Source organism: Streptomyces sp. NPDC051020 (assembly GCF_040683105.1).
GTDB lineage: Bacteria > Actinomycetota > Actinomycetes > Streptomycetales > Streptomycetaceae > Streptomyces.
Map to the genome: position 1 here is coordinate 38,490 of NZ_JBFBCG010000011.1, position 26,171 is coordinate 64,660.

Annotated in this window: 23 protein-coding genes and 2 pseudogenes; 14 read left to right on the forward strand and 11 right to left on the reverse strand. The window is 71.7% G+C overall.

Features of this window, described 5'->3' with window-relative positions; all coding sequences use genetic code 11:
- Nucleotides 1–41: 41 nt before the first annotated feature.
- Together AB0N06_RS08690 and AB0N06_RS08695 are read right to left on the reverse strand one after the other, a co-directional pair.
- Nucleotides 42–548: a MarR family transcriptional regulator gene (locus AB0N06_RS08690; protein WP_366133959.1), complete on the reverse strand. Its 507-nt coding sequence runs from the start codon at nt 546–548 to the stop codon at nt 42–44.
- Complete coding sequence (locus AB0N06_RS08695; RefSeq protein ID WP_366133960.1) at nt 545–2,239, reverse strand: FUSC family protein; 1,695 nt, start codon at nt 2,237–2,239, stop codon at nt 545–547. The genes AB0N06_RS08690 and AB0N06_RS08695 overlap by 4 nt, the downstream gene beginning before the upstream one ends.
- A 137-nt stretch (nt 2,240–2,376) precedes the next feature.
- Here AB0N06_RS08695 and AB0N06_RS08700 point away from each other — a divergent pair, with 137 nt between their 5' ends.
- From AB0N06_RS08700 to pcaB, 3 genes and pseudogenes are all read left to right on the forward strand, one after another.
- Complete coding sequence (locus AB0N06_RS08700) at nt 2,377–3,141, forward strand: VOC family protein (RefSeq protein WP_366133961.1); 765 nt, start codon at nt 2,377–2,379, stop codon at nt 3,139–3,141.
- A gap of 121 nt (nt 3,142–3,262) precedes the next feature.
- Nucleotides 3,263–3,652, forward strand: a pseudogene (locus tag AB0N06_RS08705) (protocatechuate 3,4-dioxygenase subunit alpha); the annotation flags it as partial.
- Nucleotides 3,649–5,010 carry a 3-carboxy-cis,cis-muconate cycloisomerase gene (gene pcaB, locus AB0N06_RS08710; protein ID WP_366133962.1) on the forward strand — a complete coding sequence of 454 codons (1,362 nt, stop codon included), beginning with the start codon at nt 3,649–3,651 and terminating at the stop codon, nt 5,008–5,010. The pseudogene AB0N06_RS08705 and the gene pcaB, both read left to right, overlap by 4 nt.
- A gap of 71 nt (nt 5,011–5,081) precedes the next feature.
- Here pcaB and AB0N06_RS08715 read toward each other — a convergent pair.
- The 3 genes and pseudogenes from AB0N06_RS08715 to AB0N06_RS08725 all read right to left on the reverse strand — a co-directional run.
- Nucleotides 5,082–5,723, reverse strand: a pseudogene (locus AB0N06_RS08715) (substrate-binding domain-containing protein); the annotation flags it as partial.
- 64 nt (nt 5,724–5,787) lie between these two features.
- Nucleotides 5,788–6,480 carry a pyridoxamine 5'-phosphate oxidase family protein gene (locus tag AB0N06_RS08720; RefSeq protein WP_366133963.1) on the reverse strand — a complete coding sequence of 231 codons (693 nt, stop codon included), beginning with the start codon at nt 6,478–6,480 and terminating at the stop codon, nt 5,788–5,790.
- 232 nt (nt 6,481–6,712) lie between these two features.
- Nucleotides 6,713–7,318: a TetR family transcriptional regulator C-terminal domain-containing protein gene (locus AB0N06_RS08725; protein ID WP_366133964.1), complete on the reverse strand. Its 606-nt coding sequence runs from the start codon at nt 7,316–7,318 to the stop codon at nt 6,713–6,715.
- Nucleotides 7,319–7,400: 82 nt separating this feature from the next.
- Here AB0N06_RS08725 and AB0N06_RS08730 point away from each other — a divergent pair, with 82 nt between their 5' ends.
- Nucleotides 7,401–8,435: a hypothetical protein gene (locus tag AB0N06_RS08730; protein ID WP_366133965.1), complete on the forward strand. Its 1,035-nt coding sequence runs from the start codon at nt 7,401–7,403 to the stop codon at nt 8,433–8,435.
- 168 nt (nt 8,436–8,603) lie between these two features.
- On the opposite strand, the gene AB0N06_RS08735 is transcribed toward AB0N06_RS08730, so the two are convergent.
- Entirely contained in the window at nt 8,604–9,434 is an 831-nt protein-coding gene (locus tag AB0N06_RS08735) for a phospholipid scramblase-related protein (RefSeq protein WP_366133966.1), read from the reverse strand.
- A gap of 126 nt (nt 9,435–9,560) precedes the next feature.
- On the opposite strand from AB0N06_RS08735, the gene AB0N06_RS08740 reads away from it, so the two are divergent.
- The 4 genes from AB0N06_RS08740 (at nt 9,561) to AB0N06_RS08755 (ending at nt 13,097) form a co-directional block, all read left to right on the forward strand.
- On the forward strand, nt 9,561–9,989 hold the full coding sequence (locus AB0N06_RS08740) for a hypothetical protein (RefSeq protein WP_366133967.1): 429 nt from the start codon (nt 9,561–9,563) through the stop codon (nt 9,987–9,989).
- 64 nt (nt 9,990–10,053) lie between these two features.
- The gene (locus AB0N06_RS08745; protein ID WP_366133968.1) at nt 10,054–10,704 is read left to right on the forward strand and encodes a DUF3105 domain-containing protein; all 651 of its coding nucleotides are present in this window, start codon (nt 10,054–10,056) and stop codon (nt 10,702–10,704) included.
- The gene (locus AB0N06_RS08750) at nt 10,701–11,351 is read left to right on the forward strand and encodes a DUF305 domain-containing protein (RefSeq protein ID WP_366133969.1); all 651 of its coding nucleotides are present in this window, start codon (nt 10,701–10,703) and stop codon (nt 11,349–11,351) included. Before AB0N06_RS08745 ends, AB0N06_RS08750 begins: the two co-directional genes overlap by 4 nt.
- Before the next feature lie 501 nt (nt 11,352–11,852).
- Complete coding sequence (locus AB0N06_RS08755) at nt 11,853–13,097, forward strand: ROK family protein (RefSeq protein ID WP_366133970.1); 1,245 nt, start codon at nt 11,853–11,855, stop codon at nt 13,095–13,097.
- Nucleotides 13,098–13,202: 105 nt separating this feature from the next.
- Here the strand turns inward: AB0N06_RS08755 and xylA are convergent, their stop codons facing one another.
- Nucleotides 13,203–14,372, reverse strand: a complete 1,170-nt coding sequence (gene xylA, locus AB0N06_RS08760) for a xylose isomerase (protein WP_366133971.1) — start codon at nt 14,370–14,372, stop codon at nt 13,203–13,205.
- Nucleotides 14,373–14,618: 246 nt separating this feature from the next.
- Here xylA and xylB point away from each other — a divergent pair, with 246 nt between their 5' ends.
- The 6 genes from xylB to AB0N06_RS08790 all read left to right on the forward strand — a co-directional run bounded on the left by xylB (nt 14,619) and on the right by AB0N06_RS08790 (nt 21,598).
- On the forward strand, nt 14,619–16,115 hold the full coding sequence (xylB, locus tag AB0N06_RS08765) for a xylulokinase (protein WP_366133972.1): 1,497 nt from the start codon (nt 14,619–14,621) through the stop codon (nt 16,113–16,115).
- Between the two features lie 130 nt (nt 16,116–16,245).
- On the forward strand, nt 16,246–17,523 hold the full coding sequence (locus AB0N06_RS08770; RefSeq protein WP_366133973.1) for a VWA domain-containing protein: 1,278 nt from the start codon (nt 16,246–16,248) through the stop codon (nt 17,521–17,523).
- Nucleotides 17,523–18,368 carry a hypothetical protein gene (locus AB0N06_RS08775; protein ID WP_366133974.1) on the forward strand — a complete coding sequence of 282 codons (846 nt, stop codon included), beginning with the start codon at nt 17,523–17,525 and terminating at the stop codon, nt 18,366–18,368. Before AB0N06_RS08770 ends, AB0N06_RS08775 begins: the two co-directional genes overlap by 1 nt.
- 336 nt (nt 18,369–18,704) lie before the next feature.
- Complete coding sequence (locus AB0N06_RS08780) at nt 18,705–20,072, forward strand: cytochrome P450 (RefSeq protein ID WP_366133975.1); 1,368 nt, start codon at nt 18,705–18,707, stop codon at nt 20,070–20,072.
- Between the two features lie 166 nt (nt 20,073–20,238).
- On the forward strand, nt 20,239–20,637 hold the full coding sequence (locus AB0N06_RS08785) for a DUF6221 family protein (protein ID WP_366133976.1): 399 nt from the start codon (nt 20,239–20,241) through the stop codon (nt 20,635–20,637).
- Between the two features lie 409 nt (nt 20,638–21,046).
- Nucleotides 21,047–21,598: a DUF4232 domain-containing protein gene (locus tag AB0N06_RS08790; RefSeq protein WP_366133977.1), complete on the forward strand. Its 552-nt coding sequence runs from the start codon at nt 21,047–21,049 to the stop codon at nt 21,596–21,598.
- Nucleotides 21,599–21,644: 46 nt separating this feature from the next.
- Here the strand turns inward: AB0N06_RS08790 and AB0N06_RS08795 are convergent, their stop codons facing one another.
- From AB0N06_RS08795 to AB0N06_RS08810, 4 genes are all read right to left on the reverse strand, one after another.
- Nucleotides 21,645–23,531, reverse strand: coding sequence for an HEXXH motif domain-containing protein (locus AB0N06_RS08795; RefSeq protein WP_366133978.1), 1,887 nt, complete (start codon nt 23,529–23,531; stop codon nt 21,645–21,647).
- Nucleotides 23,532–23,557: 26 nt separating this feature from the next.
- Nucleotides 23,558–23,740, reverse strand: a complete 183-nt coding sequence (locus AB0N06_RS08800; protein WP_366133979.1) for an aldo/keto reductase — start codon at nt 23,738–23,740, stop codon at nt 23,558–23,560.
- Between the two features lie 101 nt (nt 23,741–23,841).
- Complete coding sequence (locus AB0N06_RS08805; protein WP_366133980.1) at nt 23,842–24,954, reverse strand: caspase family protein; 1,113 nt, start codon at nt 24,952–24,954, stop codon at nt 23,842–23,844.
- A complete protein-coding gene (locus AB0N06_RS08810; protein ID WP_366133981.1) occupies nt 24,951–26,120 on the reverse strand; it encodes a hypothetical protein in 1,170 nt (389 codons plus the stop codon). Before AB0N06_RS08810 ends, AB0N06_RS08805 begins: the two co-directional genes overlap by 4 nt.
- Nucleotides 26,121–26,171: the final 51 nt, after the last annotated feature.

Sequence of the window (26,171 nt, forward strand, 5' to 3'; positions counted from 1 at the left end):
GGCCGTCGTCCACTTGCGCGGAGCGGGGTCCGGTGCGCGGTTCAGCGCCGGGCCCCGCCGAGGCGCCCCTCCAACTGGACCAGCAACTCACTGAGCTGGGAGCTGAGGTCGCCACGGGCCCGTTCGTCGAGACCGGACAGCACGGCGCGTTCGTACGCCAGTTGCCTGGGCAGCAACTGGTCGACCAGGGCGCGCCCCTCGTCGGTGAGACGGACGTGCGCGACGCGGCGGTCCCGGGCGTCGCTGCGGCGGTCGACCAGGCCGCGCTCCTGGAGGCCCCGGAGGCGTTTGGTGACGGCGGCGCCGGAGGAGAATGTCTCCCTCGCCAGTTCACCGGGGGTGAGTTCACGGTTGGTACGGCGCACCGCGCCGAGCAGGTCGAACTCGGCGCGGCTCAGTCCGGCGGAGCGCAACGGGGCGTCCTCCGCCTGCTGGAGCAGGGCGGCGCAGCGGTTGATACGCCCGATGAGTTCCATCGGTCCGGTGTCCAGCTCCGGGTTGACGGCCTGCCACTGCCGTACCACCGAGGCGACGATGTCGTCGGTCACACCGCTCCGTTCTCCTGGGCGGGGACGATCAGCCCCTGCCGTGTTGCTGTCGCCGCGAGCGTACGGTGTCCGGCCTGCTCCGCCGCGAGCACCCGCTCCTCGGGCAGGGCGCGCTGCCACCATTCGCCCGCCGCGGCGTCGCCCGCCTCACGCAGCTCGACAAGCGATCCCGTCAGGGCGCGACGCGCGGCGTCGAGTGCGGCGGGTGCGGGTGCCGGGGCGGCCAGGGTCCGTGCGGCGTGGGCGCGGGCCCGGTCGGTGGCGGCAAGAGCCTGTTCCAGGCGCCCGGCGGCCCGGCGGTTGGTGACGGCCATGGCGGCAAGCAGTCCGACAGCGGCGCCGATGACGGTGTCCAGGACCCGGTCGCCAATGAGTTCACCGGCCGGATGGGTGCCGCCGAACTCGACGACGAGGAGGGCCAGCGGCGTCACGGCGATGGAGCCGAGCCAGTAGTTGCGGGTGATCAGCGCCTCGGCGGCGAAGTTGAAGAAGAGGCAGCAGCCGATGAGCGCCAGCGGCCCCGTCCGGGTGAGGGGAAGGACGGCGGCGAAGACGAGCACGCCGATGAGGTTGCCGAGGGTGCGCTGCAGGGCTCGGTTCCAGGAGAGCGTGACGTTGGCCTGGTAGAGGGAGGCCGCGGTGACGATCGCCCAGTAGGGGCGGCCGACTCCGAGAGCCATGGAGACGTATCCGGCAAGGGCGCAGCCGATGAGGGTACGGGCGGCGATGGGCAGCAGCGGGGAGCCGGGGGCGAGCGCGCGCAGCAGTGCCCGGCGGGCGTCGCGGCGGCTGCCGGTCCCCTGGGCGGCGCGTTCGGCGTCGATCCCGAAGAGCTCCTCGGCGGTGCCGGGTGCGGGCGGCGGGGTCGGGACGGGTCCACGGGCCCGGGTCTGATCCGCCCAGGCACGCAGTCGGTCGGGGTCGGCGGTGCGGGACCCCAGGGCAGCTTCGGCGAGGGCGGCTTCGGCGTGCACGAGGAGCCGTTCCAGCGCCCGGCGTACGGGGGTGGGGCGCCCGGCGGCGAGCAGCGTCTGCCAGCCGGCGTGCACGGCGGCGGCCGCAGCGTGCCGGGTTCGGTGTCCCGGGTCGGTGGCGTACGCGGCGGCGGCGTTCAGCGCGCGGGCCGTGGCGCGGCGCTCCGGGCCCTCCCGGCGGATCAGGGCGGGACTGACGGTGACCAGCCAGGAGACCGCGCCCGCCGCCACGGTGAGCGCGAGGTGCCCGGGCACCTGGCCGAGGTGCTGCGGGGTGAAGAGGGCGGCCGAGGCGACGAACGTGAAGATCACATGCCCGGGAGGCCCGATGCGGGTGGCGTCGCAGAGCGCCTTCTGCCCGGCTGCGAGGAGTGCGCCGACGGCGATCAGTACGGCCGTCGAGTCGGTGAGCGAGGCCGTGACCAGGGAGATCGCAAGGCCGGCGAGCATGCCGAGGACGACTCCCGCGACGATACGGGCGCGGCGGGCGTACGGAAGGTTGTGGCCGTACAGCGCACAGAGCGAACCGGCCATCGTGTACATGACGAGGTCGAGCCGGTCGAAGGCGAAGAGCGCCAGGTTCGGCACGGCGGAGGCGACCACCACACTCAGCGCCGGCTTGAACCACACGTCCGAGGGGCGGGCCAGGCGCAGGGCGGGGGCCAGCGGAAGTCTACGGATGAAGGGCTGCCGGGTTCGCATGGTTGTATCACTCACTCAAATACATTAGCAGGTATTACACCCGTAAAACACTTCCCATCGGACCCGTCGCCCGGATGGCCCGGCTCCACGGCCGGTCGTAGGTTTCGGAGAGACCCGCACACGCGCGTCCATGGAGAAACAGAGGGAACGCAATGAAACTCTCCGAACCGGTGCCCGGCGGTCCCTGCTGGATCGAGCTGAGCACCCCGGACATCCCGGCGGCCACCTCGTTCTACGCGGCGCTTTTCGGCTGGCGCTGCGAGACCGACCCGCGCGAGGAGGCCGGCGGCTACACGATGGCGCACCTCGGAACTGCGCGCGTCGCCGCCCTCAGCCCGGTCTACCAGCCGGGACAGCCGCCCGCCTGGACGGTTTCGTTCGCCACCGAGGACACGGACGCCACGGTGGAGAAGGTGACTTCGGCGGGCGGCTCCCTGCTGGTCGGCCCGATGGACGTCTTCGACCAGGGGAGATTCGCGGTCGCCGCTGACCCGTCCGGCGCGGTGTTCTCACTCTGGCAGGGCAGGGCCTTCGCGGGCGCCGAACTGCTGAACGCACCCGGGGCGCTCGGCTGGGTCGAGCTCGTCACCCGGGAGGCCGATCCCGCACTCTCCTTCTACCCGGCGGTCTTCGACTGGACGGTCACCGCGTCGAAGACCTACCCGCAGTGGGGCGTGGACAACGCGGACTTCGGCGGTCTGCTGGTGATGGACGACAGGTTCCCTCCCGAGGCGCCGCCGAACTGGCTCCCCTACTTCGCCGTGGCCGACGTCGACGCAACCGCGGCGACCGCGCAGGGCGCAGGTGGCGAGCTGCTGATGCCGCCGACGGACGTCCCGGACGGCCCGCGGATTGCGGTGGTACGTGACCCGCAGGGCGCGGTGTTCGGGATCCACCGGGCAGGCGACGAGGGCTGAGACCGACCGGCACATGGGGGTGGGAGAAGGAGCGGGGCCGGCTGCGTGCAGCTGCACGGCGGAGGATCGAGCCATGGCGGAGCCATGGTGATCGACGACAACGCGGCAGATGTGCGTGCCCGCCCCCGACGGCTCGCGCACCGGCCGCCCCGGCTCGCTGCGGCACGACCCGGTCACCGGCCGGGTCACCGGCCGCGACGGCGTCGGATTCACCGGCTTCGGCCGCGTCCCGACCGACGCCGACGGCCAGTGGGCGGTACGGACCCTGCCGCCGGGCGATGTCCCGTATCTCTCGGTCGCCGTCTTCGCCCGCGGGCTGCTCCACCACCTGTACACCCGGATCTACCTGCGGGCCGCCGACAGCGCCGTACCCGCCGCTGACCCACTGCTGGAGTCGCTGGATGCGGAACGCCGGGCCACACTGATCGCGACGCCCACGGACCGGCGCACCAACCGGTTCGACATCCGCCTGCAGGGCGCCGGCGAAACGGTCTTCCTGGAGTTCACGTGACGTACGAGAGCGATGCCGGCCTGCTCGCCCCCGGGCGGGCCGGCGCCCCCGCCGAGGCCAGCACCGGCGACCGCGCCGTCCTGCAGGCGATGCTCGACGCCGAGGCGGCACTGACCCGCGCCCAGTCCGCATGCGGTCTCGCCCCGGCGGAGGCCGGGCGGGCGGTGACGCAGGCGGCGGACGCCGACCGCTTCGACGTACGGGACCTGGCGCTCCGGGCACGCTCCGGCGGCAACCCGGTCATCCCCCTGGTCGCCGACCTCACGGCAGCGGTACCCGAGGAGGTGCGGCCGTATGTGCACCGGGGTGCCACCAGCCAGGACATCCTGGACACTGCGGCGATGCTCGTCGCCTCACGCACACTGGCCGGGGTGCTCGACGATCTGGTGCGGGCGGCGGACGAGCTGGCGCGGCGTGCCGCCGCGCACCGCGACACACCGATGGCGGGCCGTACGCTCACGCAACACGCCGTGCCGACCACATTCGGGCTCAAGGCCTCCGGGTGGCGTGCACTGATCCTCGACGCGCGGGACCGGCTGGCTTCCGTACGGGATTCCCTCCCCGCCCAACTCGGAGGTGCGGCGGGAACCCTGGCCGCCTTCTCCGCCTTCTCCGCCTTCTCCGTCGAGGAGAAGAGCGCGGACGGACTCGCCCTCGTCGCCGCGTACGCACGCGAACTCGGCCTGGTGGAACCGGTATTGCCCTGGCACACCCTGCGCACCCCGGTCGCCGATCTCGCCGGGGCGCTCGCCTTCACTGCGGGCGCGCTCGGCAAGACAGCGGCCGATGTGCTCACGCTGTCCCGTACCGAGATCGGCGAGGTCAAGGAGGGCCAGGTCGGCGGTTCGTCCGCCATGCCGCACAAGGCAAATCCCGTGCGCGCCACACTGATCGCGGCCGCCGCCCGCCGGGCGCCCGGCCTGGCGGCCACGCTGTACGGCTCGCTGGCCGCCGAGGACGAGCGGCCCGCCGGGGCGTGGCACGCCGAGTGGGAGCCGCTGCGCGATCTTCTGCGGCTCGTCGGCGGCGCCGCGCGGGACGGCGCCGAACTCGCGGCGGGACTGCGGATCGTCCCGTACGCCATGCTGGAGAACCTCCACCTCACCGACGGTCTGATCGTCTCGGAGCGGCTGGCCGCCGCCTTCGCCGAACGCATCGGCCGGGCCCGCGCCAAGGACGTCCTGGCGGGCGCGGCGGACCGGGCCCGGTCCGAGACGACCGACCTGTCCGATGTGCTCTTCGACGTCCTGGACGAGGAGCCGGAGCTCGCCGGTCTCGATCTGGCCGAACTGACCGACCCCGCCCGGTACACCGGATCCGCGGGCCCCCTCACCGACCGCGCACTGGACCGCCGCTGACTTTCCCGCCCGACCGCCTTCTGCGCCACCTTCCGTCGATCCGGCCACGACGATCGCAGGCGCGGCGGAGTTCAGCGCGGAGTCACCCAGCCCGGCGCCCAGGTCCCTGCGGCGTCGTGGCCGGCCGCTGTGGCGGCGAGGTGGGCGCGGAGGGTGGCCAGCGCCGGGTGGGGGTTGTCGCGGTGCCAGAGGAGTGAGTGCGGGTAGACGGGTGTCGGGTCGGTGACCGGGATGCGGCGCAGGCCGTGGCCGGCTGGCCAGATGAGGCGGGTGTGCTCGCCCATGAAGGTGGCGAGGGCCGGGGTGTCGGCGATGGTGTCCAGGAGCGCGTCGGAGCCGAAGTTGGGGCCGGTCGCTTCGATGGTGAGGCCGAACTCGGCGACGAGGTCGTCGTAGTAGGCGCCCCACTCGGTACCGGGGACGATGCCGGGCATCCAGATCCGGTGTCCGGCGAGCTGGGCGAGGGTCGCCGACCGGGCGCCCGCCAGCGCGTGGGCGGGGCCGGTGAGGAGCTGGAGCGGCTCGTCGAGGACCCGGACGGACTCGATGTCCGTGGGAAGGGGCCGGCCGGGCGCGGCGACGGCGCGGAAGGAGGCGTCGATCGCACCGGACCGGATGGCGGCGACGGCCGTCTCGATGTCGAACAACATCACCACGTCGAGGTCGATCTCGGGGTGCGCGCGGTGGAAGTCGCGCATCAGGCCCGAACCGCGCCTGACGGGCCGTCATCGGCGGCGTCCGACATCCCCGACCTGACCACCGTGGAACCGCTGCTGCTCACCCGCGGCTGTGCGACATCCCGTGAGTGGCCAGATGGACGATGTGGGGCGGTACGGGGACGTGCTCCGAGAGCGCGGGGTCCGGTTCCGGTTCGCCCCATTCTGTACGCATGGGGAGAACGCCCGCCCATAGGCCCAGTTCGGCGTCGGGTCCGTCGCCGTCGTCCGGCGGGCCGGTGCGCACTTTGACGGAGGCCTCGTCGAGAGGGAGCGCCAGCAGTGCGGTCGCCGCGAGTTCCTTGCGGTCGGGGAGGCGTGCGTAGCCCCACTGGCCCGCGGCGACGTGCTCGGTGAGGCAGCGCAAGCCGTAGAGCTTCTCCTCTGGGTCGGTCACGGCTCGCGGTATGCCGTAGATCATCGCGCTGCGGTAGTTGACCCCGTGCTCGAACACCGAGCGCGCCAGGACGAGGCCGTCGACGTGCGTGACGGTCAGGCACACCGACGCGTTCGGCGCGGCGAGCAGGCTCCGGCTTGCCACGGAGCCATGAAAATAGACCGTGCTCCCATCCGCTCCGTACACGGTCGGGACCACCATCGGGGCGCCGTCGACGACCACGCCGAGATGACACAGGAACCCCGCGTCCAGAATGGCGCCGAGATCTGCGCGGCTCCGGCTGCCCTGCTCCCGCAGGCGTCGATGGCGGGTGCGCTCCGTGACCGGCAGGAGGGTACCTGATGTTTCCTCAGTCATGCTGGCAGACGCTATCGATGTTGGCGATTTCAAGCCACTGATCTGACGATATTCGTTGGGAGTGACTTGTTTCACAACGGATACGGTTGCCGGGATGAAGACCGACCGGCACATGGGGGGCGGGAGGAGGAGCGGGGCTGGGTGCGCGCGGCGTGCGCCCACCAGGGATTACGGGACAGCCCTAGCGTGCGTGCCAGACGCCGCCCGGCAGGCGGGACTTTCGAAGCACGCCCTAGGATCGCGTCGGCGCGTCAGTGGTCCGTGGAGCTCGCAGCTCGGCCAGGTGATCGGCGATGACGGCGCGCAGCACGTCGGGGGTGTCGACGTCCGGGCGCATGGCGGCGTGCACGGCGAGCCCGTCCAGCAGGGCATGGAGCCGGGCGGCCTCCCGCTCCGGGTCGCGGCCGGGACCGATGAGGCCGGCCACCAGACCGCGGCAGCCCGCGCGGAGCATGTCGTACCCCTCGTCGCGCAGGGCCCGCAGCTCGGGGTCCGTCATGGCGCGGGCGGTGAAGGCCAGCCACACCTCGTTCTCCGCTCGCCGCTGGTCGTCCAGCGGCAGCAACTCCGCGAGTACACGCGCGGCATGCTGCCGCGGGTCGCCACCCGAGGGCAGTGCCGCGACCCGCTGCTCGATCCCGTCGATGACCATCCGCAGCGCGAAGGTCATCAGCTCGGACTGGCTCGCGAAGTAGTGCCTCAGCGAACCCATCGAGAGACTTGCCTCCCGGGCCACGTTGCGGACCGAGGCATGCTCCAGTCCGTCGCGCCGGACCACCCGCCATACCGCTTCAGCCAGCTCTCTGCGACGGACCCGGGGATCGACCACCTTGGGCATGGACCTTTTATAGCACAGTCGTGCTACATTCGGCCCAGACGCTTCATGGCACGGTCGTGCTAAATAAATCGCGGAGGCTCCCATGCAGCTCACCCGCCCCACCACCGCCCCTGAATCCGACTCGGCCCACCGCAAGCCCTTGCTGCGCTCACGGGCCCTATGGGCAGCCGCCCTCGGCTGGCTGGCCGTGAACGCGCTCGTCGTCGCCGTCGCAGGGGACCGATTGCCCTTTGCCTGGGCATCCAGCACCGGGCAGAAGACCGCTGACCACCTCCTGGAAGCCAACGTCGGTCTCGTCGAGGTTCTGCTGCTGATCACCCTCGTCGGTCTGCTCACTCGCCGACGGCCCCGGCCCGACCTCGCCGCCCGAACTCCCGAGCGCGCCCAGACGCTGCGCGAGACCCTCCTGCTGCTGGCCTACGGAGCGGCCGGACTCGCCTTCGGATACGCCCTCGCCCGCTCTCTCGGCTGGCACCCCTTCGGCCTTCACCTCGCCGGCACGCTCTACGGCACCCGCGAACACGTCACCCCGACCGAGGCCGTCACCTGGGCGCTCTACAACGTGATCGTGTACGCCCTCGTACCTCTGCTGTACTTCCGCCGTCGCTATACCGCCGAACAGCTCTGCCTGCGCTCAGCCGACCGCAGGGCCGACACCGTCCTGGTCGCCGTCGTGCTGGTCGTCGAGTCGGTCGTGCAGTTCCTGGCACTCGAACCCGAGACCCTCGAACTGGGCGGCCGCCGGCTGCTCGTGGGCCTGCCACTCACCTTCACGCTCTACCTCGCCGGCGCGGTGCTCCCCGCCATGATCTTCATCTACGCGATTCTGCTCCCCCGCGTGCTCAAGCTCACCGGCTCGACCGCCGCCACCGTGGTCGCGGGCGGCCTCGCCTACGCCGCCCTCCACCTGTGGGACGCCTGGACGCGGTTCGGCTCGCTCGAAGACGCGCTGCTGTCGGGGGCCTTCCTCCTTCTCACCTATTTCGCCCCAGGCATGATGAAGGCGGTGCTCACCCTGCGCACAGGCAACGCCTGGGTCCACGTCTGGGCCTACCACGCCCTGGCCCCGCACACCCTGGCGGACACCCCTCATGTGGTGCACATCTTCCGCGTCTAGGTCCTGTCCACGTGGTGATCTTCGCGATGGCTTCGGGGGCGTCCACCTATGCCCCCCTCCCGCCGGGGCATCGACGCGGGGCCGCACCGTCCGACGACATGTGTGCACGCCTGCGCCCCCATACGTGAACGTACGGGGGCGCAGGCTGCCACGTACGGCAGGACCCCGTCAGCCGAGGCCGCGGTCGTCCTGCTTCAGGGCCGTGTCCACGGTCAGGGCCGTCGCCAGGACGAGGCTGAGCAGCGGTTCGGGCAGCTGGTAATGGATCTGCAGCACGTAGTTGTCCGCCGTCGTGAACATCGTCTTCGCGAGGCCTTCCCAGGTCTTGGTGATCCGGGCGATCTCGGCGTCGTTGTGGTCGACGATCGCGAAGTTCCAGGCGCGCCAGTTCTCCGCCCTGATGGCACCGACCTGCCGGCCGTCCACCATGATGGCGAAGTTGATCTTGCCCATGAAGTTCTGCTGCACGATCTCGCCGACCGGCTGCCCGTCCGGGCGCTGCACGACGACCCGGGACTTGATGAGCTTCGCCGGCCGGGTCAGCAGCAGCTGCGGCTGCCCGTACGCGTCACGGATCTCCAGCTTGTGGGTCAGAAACTGATCGACGCTGGAGGCGAACCGCAGCACCTTGCGCAGCGCGCTCTGGCCGACCTCGATGACCGAGCCGATCGTGTTGCCCTGCTGATCGAAGACGCGGTACTCGTTCGTCAGCTCGATCAGCTTGGCCTTCTGGTTCACGACCAGGACCTGCTGATTGAAGAGCGTGGCACCGCCGGGAGCCGCACCCTGCTGATGCTGGGTGGCCGCCTGCTGGTGGGGCACCTGGACCTGAGCGGGAGCCTGCGCGGGCGCCTGGGGCTGAGCCGGAGCCTGGGGCTGCTGCCCGCTGGCCGGGTTCGTGTGCTCGGTCCACTGGGAACCGTCCCAGTAGCGCAGCAATTGGGGCGCGCCGTGCGGATCCGGATACCAGCCCGCAGATACGTTCGAATGCGTTGTCACCGGGGCACACTATCCCGCCGATCCGGCAGAGCGCGCCCCGCTCCTTCTCCCACCCCCCATGTGCCGGTCGGTTTCAATAACATCCCGCACTCATTGAAACTTCACGCACTGAGTAAGATGCCGGGGATGACCAGACTCAGTGAACGGACCGGCCGACGACGGGACGGCGCCCGCGCGTCGGCCGTTCTCGGCTGGCTGCTCATCGTGGTGACCATGGTCTCGTGCTGTTCGCTCGCCAAGATGGGCACGACCGCACACCACGCCACGGCCCGAACCGCGACCGCGGCGCCGGCCCTGACTCCGGTCCCGGCCTCTGCTGCGCGGATCGTCGTGGCCGTCGCTTCGGAGGACCGGGGCGTCAGCAGTTCCTGCCATGGCGTCTCGGAGCACGCGACGCCCGTCGTGATGCCCGCCCAGGCCGCACCTGTCGCGCTCCCCGGCTCGGCGGTCACCGCTCCGGTCGGCCCCCTCGTCGGCGCCGCCGGCATCCGCGGCCCCTCCAACGACGCCGTGGGCACCGTCGACCATCTCCGCCTTCAGGTTCAACGCATTTAGAAGCAGGGCCCGTTCTCCCGCCCTGCCCTCTTTCCGTACATCGTGTTGAACCCGAGGACTCTCCATGGCTTCCGCCAAGAAGCAGAACACACCTGCCGCCGCGCGCCGCGCCAAGCTCGAGGAGGCCCGCCGCAAGGAGCGGGCCCGCGAGCGCAGGAACCGCATCATCACCATGTCCGCCTCCATCGCCGTCGTCGCCGCACTCGTCGCGGGCGGCGGCTATCTGATGTCCGCAACCGACAAGCAGGACCGGGCCGAGGAGAAGGCCAAGTCCTCGCCCGTCCAGGGCGAGCGGAGCTGGGACAAGCTCGCCCGGGACCATGTCGAGAAGCCGGTCGACTACCCGATGAACCCGCCGGTCGGCGGCGACCACAACCCCGTCTGGATGAACTGCGACGCCGACGTCTACACCGAAGCGATCCCGAACGAGAACGCCGTCCACTCACTGGAGCACGGCGCGGTCTGGGTCACGTACAACGACAAGGCGCAGCCTGCCGACATCAAGAAGCTCGCGGACCGCGTCGCCAAGACCCCGTACTCGCTCATGAGCCCTGTGAAGGACCAGGACGCCCCGCTGATCCTCAGCGCCTGGGGCAAGCAAGTCAGGGTGAAGGGCGCGACCGACGCACGCGTGACGCAGTTCTTCACCAAGTACGTCCAGGGTCCGCAGACACCGGAGCCGGGCGCCGCCTGCACCGGCGGGATCGCCAAGTGACGTCCTCGGTCCGCGCGCCGCGGCCGATGGTGCTGGCGGGTGCTGCGGTGCTGCTGCTGGCCCTGGGGCTGGTGGCACTCATGCTCGTACGGCCGTCCTCGTCGCCCCTCGCGCAAGGAGCGGCCCGGTCGGCCCCGCCCGCGGAGACATCGGTCGATGTGGGGTTCGCACGTGACATGTCGATCCACCATCAGCAGGCGGTCGAGATGTCGTTCATCGTCCGGGACCGGACGTCCGACGAGGACGTGCGGCGGCTCGCGTACGACATCATCAACACGCAGGCCAATCAGCGCGGCATGATGCTCGGCTGGCTGGAGATGTGGGGCCGCGCCAAGAGCTCCGGTCGACCGCCGATGGAGTGGATGGGTCACACCGTCGCCCCGCGGGGCGACGGTTCGCTGATGCCGGGCATGGCGACCGACACCGAGCTGGACGCGCTGCGGACGGCGAAGGGCAAGGACGCCGAGGTGCGGTTCCTCCGCCTGATGACCGTGCACCACCGGGCCGGTGCGGAGATGGCTCAGGCGGCGGCCGACGCGGCGGGCACGGACGAGATCAGGAGTCTGGCGGCGGGCATGGTCCTGGGCCAGCAGTCGGAGATCAGGCTGATGGCCGACATGCTGAAGGAGCGCGGCGCCACGGCATGAGCCCGTCGGCCGGGGCGTGGTGGTCCCGTGTACATGTGTACGCGGCCACCACGCCCCGGTTGACGCGGTCCGGGGGACGACGACCGGCTGTGGACGCGCCGGGGCTGCGTTCCGTCTGCGGGCCGACCTCGAGTGTGCATGTGTCGCTGCGGCGAACGGCACGTCGGCGACCACACCCGGTCACCCCGGGGTCGCGGTCCGCACCTCGAACACGGCGGGTTCCGCCGCTTACGACCTCGCCCACGAGCGGCAGTGGGAGAAGGAGCGGTGTCTGGGACCTTCGAATCCAAGGCGGAGGAGGGAGTCGGATGGGGTCTCCCCTGCTCGAACGCAGCTGAGAGCTTGGGGAAGGAGCGTCGACAATTGACGACAACGCCGGAGACGGAGGTCCCGGACACCGCGACGCTGCTGACAATCGTGGGCGAGGTCGTTACTGCGAGGTGAGCCGGTGCCCGCTCCGGACCGTACTGACGTGCGCAATCGCATAGGCTCAGCAGCGACATGAAGAGCAACCTCACGACGCTGGGGCCCAAGGCCGACAAGGACACCGTGCGACGGAGCAACCTCAGCCTGGTGCTGCGGGCCGTCCGTGACGAGGGCGAGCGCGAGGCGACCAGGGCCGGGGTGGCCGCACGCGTGGGGCTGACCCGTGCCGCCGTGTCCTCGCTGGTCGAGCAACTGCTCGACAGCGGGTTCCTCACCGAGTCCGGCAAGACGTTCAGCGGGCAGGCCGGGCGCCCCGGCACCGCACTCAAGGTGGCGCGCACCGGCCCCGCCGGGCTCGGCGTCGAGGTCAACATCGACTACGTGTCGGTCTGTGTCGTGGACCTGGCGGGCACCGGCCGGGTCCGGCTGACGGAACACCTCGACAACCGGGGCGCTCCGCCCGCCGAGGTGCTGGCACGAGCGGCCCGGATCGCGGCCCGCACCCTGGATTCGGCGGCCGAACAGGAGCTGTTCCCGGTCGGGGTGGCCCTGGCGCTGCCCGGACTGGTGTCCGGCGGCACGGTGCGCCAGGCGCCCAACCTGGGCTGGAATCAGGTTTCGGCGGAGGAACTCTTCGCCGCGTCACTCGCCGCGCTGCGCCCCGACCAACCGGAACTGCCGGTGAGTTCGGAGAACGAGGCCAATCTGGCGGCGCTGGCCGAGCTCTGGTTCGGCGGGCTCGACGAGATCCGCAGCTTTCTGTATCTGACAGGCGAGATCGGCGTCGGTGGCGCCCTGGTCATCGACGGTGAACTGCTGCGCGGTGCGCACGGGTTCGCCGGTGAGATCGGGCATGTGGTGGTGGACGCGCAGGGGCCGGAGTGCCGGTGCGGTTCGCGCGGCTGTCTGGAGCAGTACGCGGGACAGGCGGCGCTGCTGCGGGCGGCCGGGATCGAGGAGACCGGCAGCGGCATCGGGGTGGCCGAGCTGGAGCGGCGCGCCCGGGGCGGGGACGGACAGGCCATGGCCGCCGTGGCGGAGGCGGGCCGGATGCTGGGGCGGGTGCTGTCCGGGGCGGTGAATCTGCTCGACCCGGACGCGGTGGTGCTCGGCGGGATATACCGGGGCCTGATGCCGTGGCTGTCGCCGTCCGTCGACGAGGAGCTGACGGACCGGGTGGTGTCCGGGCTGTGGTCCCCGCGCGGCGGCCGGCTGCGCGCCTCGTCGGTCGCGGGCGACGCGGCACGGGGTGCGGCGGCGCTGGTGATGCAGGACGTACTGACCGACCCGGTGGCGTACGCGGCGCGGGTGGCGGGCTAAGACCGGAGCCGGGCCGCGCCCGCCTGACACAGGTACGACCCGGACTCCCACGCGGGGGCGGACCTGCCTGACACAGGCACGGCCCCGCAGCATCCGCCCGTGCTGTCAGCGGACCCCGAGAAGGTGGTCCATCGCCAGCTGGTCCAGCACCTCGAACGCCATGCCGCGCGCGGCCGCCGCGTTCACGTCGAAGTCCTCGAACGCCGAGCGGTCGGCCAACAGCCCCGCCACGCCGTCCTCGGCCGTCGGCCGGGCCAGCTCGTCGAGCCGGGACGCGCGGAGCGCCTCCTGGACCGCCGGGTCGGCACGGAAGGCGGCAGCGCGCTCCTTGAGGATGAGGTAGTTGCGCATGCAGCCCGCGGCCGACGCCCAGACACCGTCGTAGTCCTCGGTCCGCGGCGGCTTGAAGTCGAAGTGGCGCGGGCCCTGGTAGCCGGCGGTCTCCAGCAGGTCGACGAGCCAGAACGCCTGGCGCAGGTCACCGGCGCCGAAGCGCAGGTCCTGGTCGTACTTGATGCCGGACTGGCCGTTGAGGTCGATGTGGAAGAGCTTGCCCGCCCAGATGGCCTGCGCGATGCCGTGCGGGAAGTTCAGCCCGGCCATCTGCTCGTGGCCGGTCTCCGGGTTGACGCCGACGAGTTCCGGGCGCTCCAGGCGCTCGATGAAGGCGAGGGCGTGGCCGATGGTCGGCAGCAGGATGTCGCCGCGCGGCTCGTTCGGCTTGGGCTCGATGGCGAACTTCAGGTCGTACCCCTGCTCGGCGACGTAGTCACCGAGCAGGTCGAAGGCCTCCTTCATCCGGTCGAGAGCGACCCGGATGTCCTTCGCCCCGCCCGACTCGGCGCCTTCGCGGCCGCCCCACGCCACATAGGTGGTGGCGCCCAGCTCGACGGCGAGGTCGATGTTGCGGAGGGTCTTGCGCAGCGCGTACCGGCGTACGTCCCGGTCGTTGGCGGTGAACCCGCCGTCCTTGAAGACGGGGTGGGTGAAGAGGTTCGTCGTCGCCATCGGCACCACGAGCCCGGCCGCGTCCAGCGTCTGCCGGAACCGCTTCACGATGCTCTCGCGCTCGGTGTCCGACGAGCCGAACGGGATCAGGTCGTCGTCGTGGAAGGTCACCCCGTACGCACCCAGCTCGGCGAGGCGCTGCACGGTCTCGACGGGGTCGATCGCCGCGCGGGTCGCGTCGCCGAACGGGTCGCGCCCCTGCCAGCCCACGGTCCACAGGCCGAAGGTGAACTTGTCCCCCGGAGTGGGCTTGAAGCGTTCCGTCATGGTCCGACCACCTTCGGTGCCATCGGGTCCACGGCCGGTGGAGGCCGCCGAATCCCTATTTGTTCAGTGCCATGACTAATCATGCATGGCGCCGGACGGAGACGTAAACCCCCCACCACGGAGTGTCGAGGGCGACCCCTGTTCCGAGCCGGCTCGATCGCGTAATTTGTTTTCCGTACGATCAAATGGATCGTGCCGGCCCTCCCGCCCACCGTGGCCCCCACACCGCGAGAATGAGGTATCCCCATGCCGCCGCGTACCGTCGTCATCGGTGTGGACAGCTCCACCCAGTCCACCAAGGCGGCCTTCGTCGACGCCTCAACCGGCCGGCTGCTCGCCGTCGGGCGCGCCCCGCATGTCGTCACGGGCGAGGCGGGGGCCCGCGAGACCGACCCCGCGGTGTGGTGGCAGGCGCTGTGCACCGCCGTCGCCGCCGGCCTGAAGGAGTCCGGCGTGCCCGCCGCGACCGTCACCGGCATCGCGGTCGCCGGTCAGCAGCACGGCCTGGTCGCCCTCGACCGTACGGGCCGCCCGCTGCGCCCGGCCCTGCTGTGGAACGACACCCGCTCCGCCCCGCAGGCCGCCACCCTCACCGCCGCGCTGGGCGGTGCGGACGCCTGGACGGCCCGCACCGGATCGGTTCCGGTGGCTTCGATGACCGCGTCGAAGTGGCAGTGGCTGCGGGAGAACGAGCCGGAGACCGCCGCCGCGACCGCCGCGATCCGTCTCCCCCACGACTTCCTCACCGAACGGCTGACGGGCTCGGCCGTCACCGACCCCGGCGACGCGTCGGGCACCTGCTGGTACTCCACCGCCACCGGCGCGTACGACCCCGAGCTGCTCGAACTGCTCGGCCTGAATGCCGCGTTGCTGCCCGAGGTGGCCAAGACGGGTGCGTCCCGCGCCGGTTCGCTGACCGGCGAGGCGGCGCAGGCGCTCGGCCTGCCGGCCGGGATCGCCGTGGCGGCGGGCACGGGCGACAACATGAGCGCCGCCGTCGGCCTCGGTCTCGGCGACGCCGGACTGCTGGACCATCCCGTTCTCAGCCTCGGCACCTCGGGTACGGTCTTCGCCGCCTCCCGGACCCGGCCCGCATCGGCCGCGCTCTCCGGTTTCGCCGCGGCCGACGGCACGTACCTCCCGCTGGCCTGCACGCTCAACTGCACCCTCGCCGTGGACAAGGTCGCCGCCCTGCTCGGTCTGGACCGCGACGACGCGGCGCCCGGCGGCGAGGCGGTACTCCTCCCCTATCTCGACGGCGAGCGGACCCCCGATCTGCCCACCGCCTCCGGCCTGCTCACCGGACTCCGGCACGACACCGCCCCGCAGCAACTGCTCGGCGCCGCCTACGAAGGCGCGGTCGTCACCGTACTGCGCGCCCTGGACGAGCTCCTGCGGGCCTGCGGGCTCGACCCGGCCGACCGCGAGGTCGCCGCCCGCCCGCTGCGCCTGATCGGCGGCGGCGCGCAGGGGCGCACCTGGGTGGAGACGGTACGACGGCTGTCGGGGCGGCCCGTGATCGTGCCTGGCAGCGGCGAACTGGTGGCTCTGGGAGCGGCCGCGCTCGCCGCGGCGGCGGCCTGCGGTGAGGACCCCGTCACGATCGCCACCGGCTGGCATGCCGCCGGAGAATCCGAGGCGGACACCGAACTTCCGCCCATGGAACGGGACATGAACACCTGGAATCAGGTCAACTCGGTGCTGGAGCGGGCCGCCGGGCCTCTGCTCGGCGGGGAGCGGTAGCCGCCCCGTCGCCACATCCTGCAACCACCACTGACTGACTGTCACTCGACCCCGTAGATCCGGGACAACAGCATCCCGGCAGCCCCGGACCGGTTTGGGGGTGGCATGTGATCTTCACTAGTATCCGGCGATGATCATAAGAAGAAGGCTGACGGTCGGAGTGGGCATCCTGCTCGCCACCCTGACCGCCGGGCTCGGCACGGCCCTCCCCGCCGCCGCCGCTGAACCCCCCACCAAAGCCTCCCCCAAGGTCGAGCTGGTGCTCGACGTCAGCGGTTCCATGCGGACCCGTGACATCGACGGCAAGTCCCGGATGGCCGCGGCGAAGCAGGCGTTCAACGAGGTCCTGGACGCGGTGCCGGAGCAGGTGCAGCTCGGCATCCGGACCCTCGGGGCCGACTACCCGGGCGACGACCGGAAGGTCGGCTGCAAGGACACCAAGCAGCTCTACCCGGTCGGCCCGCTCGACCGGGTGGAGGCGAAGACCGCGGTCGCGACGCTGGCCCCCACCGGCTGGACCCCGATCGGGCCCGCCCTGCTGGGCGCCGCCGACGATCTCGAAGGCGGCGACTCCACCCGCCGGATCGTGCTGATCAGCGACGGCGAGGACACCTGCGGCCCGCTCGACCCGTGCGAGGTGGCGCGCGACATCGCCGCCCGCGGCATCCACCTCGTCATCGACACGCTGGGCCTGGTGCCGAACACCAAGATCCGCGAGCAGCTGACCTGCATCGCCGAGGCGACCGGCGGCACCTACACCGCCGTTCAGCACACCGATGAACTCTCCGGCCGCGTCAAGCAGCTGGTGGACCGGGCCGCCGAGCCCGTCGTCACCCCCGTGGCCACCGAAGGCGCGGACAGCTGCTCCGCCGCGCCTCAGCTCAAGCCGGGTCTCTACACCGACCGCGAGAAGTTCGGCGAGCACCGCTGGTACCGGGTGGATGTACTGCCCGGCCAGGAGCTGCGCGCCTCGGTGAGCGTGTCCGCGGACCGCGCCGTCAACAACGACTACGGCGTGCTGCTGCGCGCGGTGACCGCCCACGGCCGCGAGATCGTCAGGGGTTCGGAGTCCGGCACCGGTCGCACCGATGCGATCTCGGCCGGCCTGCGCTACCCCAAGCCCGAGCAGGACGGCACGGACAGCGAGGACGCGCCGGCCGCGGAGACCGTCTGTCTGCAGCTCAGCAACTCCTTCTCGGCCCCCGCCTCGGTGAAGACCTCACCGGGCATGCCGGTCGAGCTGACCGTCGACGTCGTGGACGCGCCGGACGACGCGGCCGATGCCGCCGCGTTCGGTCTCGGCCGCGGCTGGTGGCTCCTGGGCGTACTCGTCCTGACCGGACTGATCGCGGGTCTGCTCTTCGGCTGGATCTCGCGCTGGCGCATCGCCGTATGGAGGACCACCTGATGGTGCGTACACGACGGGTACTCGCGGGTGCCCTGCTGGCCGGGACGGCCCTGTTGACGTCGGCGGGGTCGGCCGCGGCCGACGACCCGTCGGCGAGCCCCAGCCCGAGCGCCTCCGACGGCGGTACGGGACCCACCGAGGCCGGCACCACCTTTCGTACCGCGACGGTGATCCAGCCCGGCCAGCGCGCCACCGCCGGGGCGTCCACGGGTGACTACCTGTACTGGGTGTTCCCGGCCGACGCGGGAGAGCGCGCGACCGTCAAGGCGACGGTCACCCTGCCCGGGTCCGCCACCCGGCACGGCGCCTCGACCTGGCAGGTCGATGTGTACGACGGGCTGCGGCGCCGGCAGGCCTGCATGTACGGACACCAGACCAGGAAGGCGGCCGCCGACGCGTCGACCGTCGAACTCTCCTGCGTCCTGCGGACCGTTCACGCCTGGTCCGAGCCGTGGGCGAACGACCCGCTGCCGGGCAACTATTACGTGCGCCTGACGGTCGTCGACCTGCCGTCGGCCGACCTCGGGCAGCCGGTGCAGACCGCCGTCGAGGTGACGGCGGCCGACCGGGGCGGCGCCCATGACGTCGACGGCAAGCTGAGCGAGCCCCTGGTGCCCGGCGCGTCCTCGGCACAGCAGACGGCGGACGGCACCTCATCCGACGGCGAATCCACGACCCGGGTCTCGCTCAGCAGCGAGCCGAACGACGGCTGGGCCTCCGGCTGGTGGACGGACCGCTGGATCTGGACCGTGGGCGGCGGCGTACTCGGCGCACTCGCAGCCATGTTCGGCTACTCCCTCACCCGCGGCAACGGCCGCCCGTCCCGGGTCCCGCCGGGCGCCTGACCCGCCCGGCCGCGAATCGGCCCTCATGCACGGCGCCTTCGCCCCACACCGGTGGGGCGGGGGCGCCGCGGCGTGTCCCCCGGCCGAGCCGTCCGGTGCATGCCGATGTCCGGACGGTCGCCCATCGTCTCCGTCACGTGGGGGACGGAACAGCGCGCGGGATCCCGGTACGCGTCACCGCCGTTCCGATCGCACATCCGCAACGAGACCCGGATACCCTCGACAACTCACGTACTCCACAAGGCCGATGGAGTCATCGACCCTGCGGCACCCCGGAGTCCAGCCACGTCGCCGCGTACCGGATACCGGTGCGCCACCAGGGAGCGGAGACCATTCATGTCCACGGAGACCGGCCCGGCCGCCGATGCCGAGCCGCGCGGCCACGTGCCCGTACCGGGCCCGAAGGGGCTGCCTTTCCTCGGGAATCTGCCGCAGTTCGGGAAGGACCCGCTGAAGTTCTTCGAGCGGCTGTGCGGATACGGGGACATGGTGCGATGGCGCTTCGGCCCCCACCCCTGTGTGTTCATCGCCGATCCGGAGTGCATAGGCGAGCTGCTCACCGAGACGGAACGCACCTTCGACCAGCCGACACTGGGCATCGCATTCCGTACCGTGATGGGCAACGGCGTGGTGGTCGCGCGTGGTCCGGACTGGCGGCGGAAGAGATCGCTGGTGCAGCCCTCGGTACGGCCCAAGCAGGTGCGGTCGTACGCGGCGACGATGGCGGGCAGCACGGTGGAGCTCGCGGACACCTGGTCCGGCGGTGAACGCATCGACATCAAACGGGAGATGGCCGCACTCACGCAGAAGATCGCGGTCCGCACCATCTTCGGGGTGGACACTCCGGCGGACGCCGAGGCGATGGGTCGGGCGATGGATGTCGCCCAGCAGGAGATCGGCAAGGAGTTCAGCGGCATCGGCGCCTTGCTCCCCGACTGGGTGCCGACGCCCGGCCGGGCCCGGATCAAGAAGGCCGCCGCGGTCATCGACGCCGAGGTGGGCCGGGTCGTGGCCCGGCACCGGGACGGCGACGGCGAGCGTCCCGACCTGCTGAGCCGGCTGCTGACCGCGGTGGACGAGACCGGCGCACAGCTCACGGACAAGGAGATCCGCGACGAGACCGTCACCCTGTACATCGGCGGGCACGAGACGACCAGTTCCACGCTGGTGTGGGCGTGGTACCTGCTGTCGCGCGATCCGCAGACGCGCGCGGCGCTCACCGAGGAACTGGACCGTGTCCTCGGCGACCGGGAACCGGAGTTCGACGACTACGCGCGGCTGACATACACCCAGGCGGTGGTGAAGGAGACGCTGCGGCTGTACCCGACGATCTGGCTGGTGACCGGAGTCGCCAAGGACGGGGCGCGGATCGGCGGCGTGGACATGCCGAAGGGGACGAGGGTCTGGACCAGCCAGTGGGCGACGCACCGCGACGAGCGGTGGTTCCCGGAGCCCGATGCGTTCCGCCCGGAGCGCTGGGACGCCGACCACGGCGACGACATCGCGGAATACGCCTGGTTCCCGTTCGGTGGCGGACCCCGGGTCTGCCTCGGTACGCGGTTCGCGATGGTCGAGGCGGTGCTGATCCTGGCGGTACTCGCGCGCCGGTTCGAGCTGGACGTGGACCCGGGTGACGTCAACCCCGTACCGACACTGACCCTGCAGCCCGACCGGGACGTGCTGGCCACCGTGCGGGCGCGGTAATTCGGCGGGGAGCGTGTCCGTACGGCGGAACACGCGCGGGCGCGATGTGCCCTCGTCTTCCGCCATACGGCATCCTCGTGCTGAACGAGCAGCCCGGCCCCGGAACGGCGAGTGATCTTGCCGGTTCGGGTCAGGCAGTACCCGACGGTGGAGGATGCGGAACCCGATGACTGACAACTCCGACATGGTGGCCTTTGTCCGGGCCCGCCTGGCCGAGGAGGAACAAGTCGCGCGAGAGGCCGGCGGCGAGCGTTGGCGGTGCCCTGCCGAGGCGCCGGGCGAGGTCCACGACCGGACCGGCGCCATCGCGTTCAGCCTGCGGACGCATGGCTACGACGACCACATCGCCCTGCAGGATCCCGCGCGCACGCTCCGCCGCATCGAGACGAGCAGGGTGCTCCTGGACGAGTACGAGGAGGTCGCCGCCCTGGACGCCGACCGCCCCCTCCACGACTTCCCCTCGGGCCGCGCGGTCGGGCTCGGATTCGTCGTCCGGCAGATGGCGGCGGAGGATGCCGGCCACCCCGACTATCAGGCCAAGTGGCTGCCGCGGTTCACCCACTGACGAGCCCCACGCGGGGGACGGTGACCAAGTTGCGGGACCGCGAGCTGTACGCGACGGGCGTCGGCGTCCTGCCGAGCCGGGGAGTGGCCGACGCCATGAGCGGATCGGTCGGGCCGCCCCGCCCCAGGGCCTCGGCCGGTTCGCTGCCGTACCCGGCTCGCACGCCGTGCGGCCGCGGCTCCGTCCGGTCGCCGCCGGGACACCGCCACGACCGACCGGGCGCGGGGCGCGTCCCCGCGCCCCGGCTCCCTGCTTCCCGCCTCGCCGGCAGACGGTTCACAGCCGTCATAGCGGGCAGGTCGCAACCGGACGGCAGATACTGATCTGGTCCGTCCGCGCCGGCCCTTCGCGGGGACGCGCCGGCCACCCTGCCGCGATCACCGGCCGTCGAGATTCCGGGAGAAACACCATGCGTCTGCGCCCCACCATCGCCTCCGGCTTCACCGTCCCGGCCGCCGCCACCGCCGTGGTTCTGGCGGCCACGGGCGCCACGGCCGCGGTCGGTACCGCGCCCGCCGCCCCTGCGGCAGGCTCTCGGCTCGGCGTGTGCCAGGAGAAGGCCCTCAGTGTGAAGGCCGCGCCCGGCGGTCAGCAGAACGTGGTGCGCATCAGTGTCACCAACCGTGGCAGTCGCAGCTGTGTCGTCGACCGGATCCCGACCATCACCTTCGCGGGGCTGGACGGCTCCGCCCAGGCCGTGCCGCCTGCCGAGAGCGGCCCCTACGTGCTCTCGCGAGGTGAGCGGGCGTATGCCGCCCTCCGTACCGCCGATCCGGCGGGTACCGAGGGGCATGTGGTCGGCAGTGTGAGCGTGGCGGCGGATCCGGCCCACTACGGCGTGACGTTCGGAGCGGCCGGCGTGGGCATGCCCCGGGGGATCCGGGTCTGGGAGCCGGTCACCACGCTCTGGCAGGTGTCGGCGGCCGCCGCATCCAGGGCCCTGGCCCACGGTCTGGGCTGATCGCCGACGGTCGTCCACGATCACGCGGTACGGCCGGCCCGTTCCGTCAGCCGTGACCCGCAGCGTGTCCGCGTCCCGTGTGACGTGGAAGTTCACCGCCGGGACGCCTGCCAGGTCCGGCACCATAACCGGCGAGGCCGTCCTGTACCGGGGCGCTTCCCGCCAGCCATCGGGCGATCTCCGCCCGGTTCCGGGCTCCGCCCTCCTCCAGTATCGCCGCGAACCGCTCGGGCCGGGCCAGCAGGCGTCGGTCCTCGGGGAACAGCGTCGTATGGGCGAGCAGCCAGCCGGCCAGCACGTGCCGGTCGAGGGGGCCGATGCCGCCCAGCTGTGCCGCGTAAGCCTCCAGCGCCGCGCCCGCGTCCCCTGAGACCAACAGCTCGTCCGCCGTCGACGGGGGGCCGGGCTTCTTGCGCAGGTACAGCTGTCCGCGCTCGTCCTGCCAGTGCCCGCGGTCGCCTGCGGGCACGACCACCGGCTCACCGCCCCGCACCGGCTCCGAACCGGAGCGCAACGCCTTGACGAGTGCCTCCTGTTCGACCTTGCCGCAGCGCAGATTGCGCAGTCGCCACTCCACGCGGTGGCTGACCGCCGCTGCCCTGGCCCGGCCCTCCGCCTCCTGGTCCACCGGTTCCCGCAGCCAGCTGTCGACGGTGTCGGACAGGCGTGTGACGAGCCGTCGCCCAGTCACGGTGAGCTCCGCGCGGGTGGCCAGCGTTCGGAGCACCATGCGGGTCTGGAGCCGACGCAGCGCGAAGAGGAACGGTGCGCGTCCTTCGGGGTCAGCCACGTTGTCACCGATCAGGTCGAACCAGAATCCGGTCACTCCGACGAAGGCGTAGGCACCGTGGAGGAGTCCCGGCAGGTGGCGTGGGTCGGAGCGCCAAGGCGCGTAGTGGAGTTCGGTCCGGTCGTCGTCGAGCAGGGGGAACAGATGGAGCAGGGCGCCCAGTTTGCTGTGCTGGAATTCGTGTACAAGGGTTTCCGCCAGGGCGAGCCCGTTCCGGGGGCGGGCCACCACCATGGAGGCGAAGGCGTCGCCGGTGGAGGCGCTGAGCCCGGCGGCCGGAACGGGAAGCGTGTGCGCTCCGTCCTTGGCGCGCCAGGGGACGATCCGGCTGATCTCCTCGGGGCGCAGCCCTCCGGGACCCGCAGCACCGCGTCGCAGAGTCGAGACGGCGTCCCGGAACAGCGCCTGCCAGGAGCGCAGTTCGCCGGGATCAAGCCGGCCCGGGGCGATCGGTTCGTCCAGGTCGCGGTAGGGATCGAGGTCGTCGAGCTGCACGCCACGGGCCCCGGGCCCGACGAGCAGCGTGTGCACCGGCCACCACGACGCGGATTCCGGGTCGGTGAGCGGCCGCACGACGACGTCGCCACCGTGCGGCCCGTCACGGCCCTCACTGCGAAGGGTGACCGTCCCTGCGGATACCACGGCACGGACCGTGTGGAAGTCGTCCTGGACGGGTTCCGGGAGCCGGACCAGCCCAAGCGTCGGCAGACTCACGGCCGCGCCCCGGGCAGGCAGCAGCAGCTCGGAATCCGTACCGGCGTGTACGGCGGCCGTCGCGGCCACGGCGGCGATGTGCCCCGCGTCCGCCCACAGCGGCGGCCCGGACGTGGTTCCGTGCAACCGGCGCAGAGTGTGGGCAAGCCAGCTGCCGACCTGGGGGCTGAGCAACAGCTCCTCGACGGCCTCCGGTGCCTGCGCGGCGGCAGCCTCCAGCGCGGGCCATATCGCCACCGCGTCCAGCGGGCCGAGGATGCCGGGGCGTTCGTCGAACCGGTCAAGGAGCTCGCGCAGCAGCAGCAGGCGGCGGGTCCGCTCACCCTTCACCAGGAACGCGACGGCCTCGGGCGAGCCGCCGCCTGCCGCGATCTCGTCGAACAACGGGCCGGGCATGCGGATCGGGGCGTACGCATCGCTTGCTGTCATGGACTGTGCCTCCTGGACCGTCTGCGCTATTCGGCCCGTCCGGGCTCGGAACCGCCCATGGCGTTGGTGCGCGCACGCCGCAGCTCTTCCAGCAGCCGTGGGCCCGGGCCTGGCAGGCGCCGCAGGTCGGCGACGCCCACTTCGGCCAGATCCATGACGTCGGATTCGAGGTGATCAGCTGTGCGGTCGGCGGGTACCGGCTGGTACAAGGCGCGCTCCCCCTTCGCGAGCGGTGGCACAGGATGCCACCGTTTACTCCATGATGACGAACGGGACCCCTTCCCGAAACCCATGTGATCACGCCAGCGGATCACATTCCCGTCCCCGTGTCCCCGAGGAAGTCTCGTATGGCCGACTCGAGTTCAGCTGCTCGCTCGGGTTCGTCGTCGAGAAGCGTCACCGCGCCGTACAGCTCCCACAGCCTGTCCGGCCGCGTTCTGAGGGTACGTACGATGCCGATCACGTCGGTGCGAGGCATCGGGTGTCGTGGCATGCGCGCTACCGCGGCCGGCGGCAACTCGTTCACCAGCGCCTGCCGTTCATCACGGTCGTTCATGAGCGGGTACGCCAGCAGGGCCTCGATGAGCCGGGCCAACTGCCTGCCCGCCGGAGTACCACCGGGGCCGACCGGCGGCGCGAGCGGTGACATCGCCGGACTGCTCTCGGTACGTCCGGGTCTGTGCAGGAGGAGGCTGGGCAACTGATCGGTGCGGCCTTCCGCCCGCAGTGCGGCCAGCCGGGCCCGCACGGACTCGAACAGGACGTCGGGATCCGGCAGCAGATCGGCCTGGAGTTCGTCCAGCACGATGTCCGAGAACACACCGAGCCGCCGCTCGGGATCGTTGGCCGCACGCTGCCCCCGGCCGGCCGCGAACATCAGGATCTGGTCGTGGGCCTCGATCCGGTGCCCGGCCGGAAACCGCTCACTGGGCAAGGAGTGCGGGAAGTTGTGCCGTTCGTCGAACGTCTGACAGGCGTCGACCATCCAGATCTGCCTGCCGAAGCCCGTCACCGCGTCACTTCTCAGCGTGCTGCGGGCCGATTCGACGTCGATGTTACGCCGGTCCGGCTCGGTGGCGTCGGTGCAGTAGAGCCGCAGGCGTTCGTCGCGGTCCAGCACACCGTGGCCGCCCCACCACACCCACAGCAAGTCTCCGGCGCGGGCCGGGATGTCGGTCACGAAGGCACGCCGCAGGGTGTCGTGGTCGGCCGGCCGGTACGGGACACCCGGATCGGTGCCGCCCGAAGGCGCGAGATGCAGCAGGACGTTTTCCTCGGGGACGCCGAGTTCCAGCAGCCAGTCGCGGAAGCGCAGTGCGTCCCGTACCGGCCCGGGAAGGTTCCAACTGTCGCCGGCCGCGTACTGCTCGATGCCGACCACCAGTGCCAGGACACGGCCGGGTTCGACACGTTGGTGGGTCACGGAAGCAGGTCTCCGATCGCCCGGTAGACGGCCCGGTCACTCCAGTAGGCGCTGTGTGCGACGGGGAAAGGCTGTCGGCTGTCGGTGGGTATGTCGGTGGCCCGTCCGGGAAAGAGCGGCTCTGCCGCGTAACCGAGCAGGTCGCGCCGGTCGTAGAGATTCAGCCACGGCGGGACGTGGGCCGGCAGGGCATCGGGGTGGGCGAGTGAGGGCAGCGCTCCTGTCTCGTACAGGAAGGGGCCCTGCGAGCCGACTGTCACCAGTAGTTCCACGCCGGCCGGCGGGCCCGATATCAGGGTGTCGAGGGCGATGATGCCGCCGAGGCTGTGGCCGAGCAGCACGACGGGGGGTTCCAGGGAGGTGACCAGGTCCCGCAGCCCCTGCCGCATGGGCTCTCCCCGGGCCAGATACTTGAGGATGTCACCGGCGGCCGGATGGGCGGCGTCGGTGAGGGCCCGCCGGCGGCGCACGGCGTAACGGGAGCCGAGGCGTACGACGGGCTTCGCGGCCATGCGGAGTACCGGGCCTCGGCCGGTCCCCGCCGGGGCGGCACCGAGCCGTGCGGCGAGGGCGGCCACGGCGGCGTCCCGGGCATCGCCGGCGCCCTGCACCGGTGCGTCGGCCTCGATGGCCGCCGCTACGACCGCGGCCGTCAGCGCACGCGCCAACGTCCACGACAGTGTCTCGGCGTCCAGTGCCTCGGCTGCCGGGGCGAGCAGCGGACTGCGCGCGAGCTGTGCCGCCGCCTGCGCGAGCCCGGGCCCCATCCGGTCGGCCCGTTCCTCGCCCTTGGCCGCGAGCTCGAGGAGCAGAGCCCTGACACGCTCGTCCGGGAACGCCGTGCCCGGCGGGGTGGCCGCTGCGGTGGCTCCGGCCGCCGCCAGGGCCAGTTCGGCCGTGGGGTCGTCGTAGAGGCGCGCCCACTCCTCCGCCTCGTCACCCGGATCTCCCGGGCCCTCGGCACCCCGGCCGGCTCCGGCGCCCGGACCGTCCGGGATGCTGGCCCCCGCTGCCGCGAGGCTCGCCCCGTACTGCTCGCCCCAGCGATAGGCCACCAGCTGGACGTCGGGCGCCGCTTCGGCGAGGCCCTCGGTGACCTGTGCGAGCAGGCCCGTGAGGTGTGGTTCACGCACACCTGTGCCGTGAGTGAAGACCACCGTGGTCATGTTGCCGCCCCCCATTGCTGTGTTGCTGCCGGGGCCGGCCCACTGGCGTCA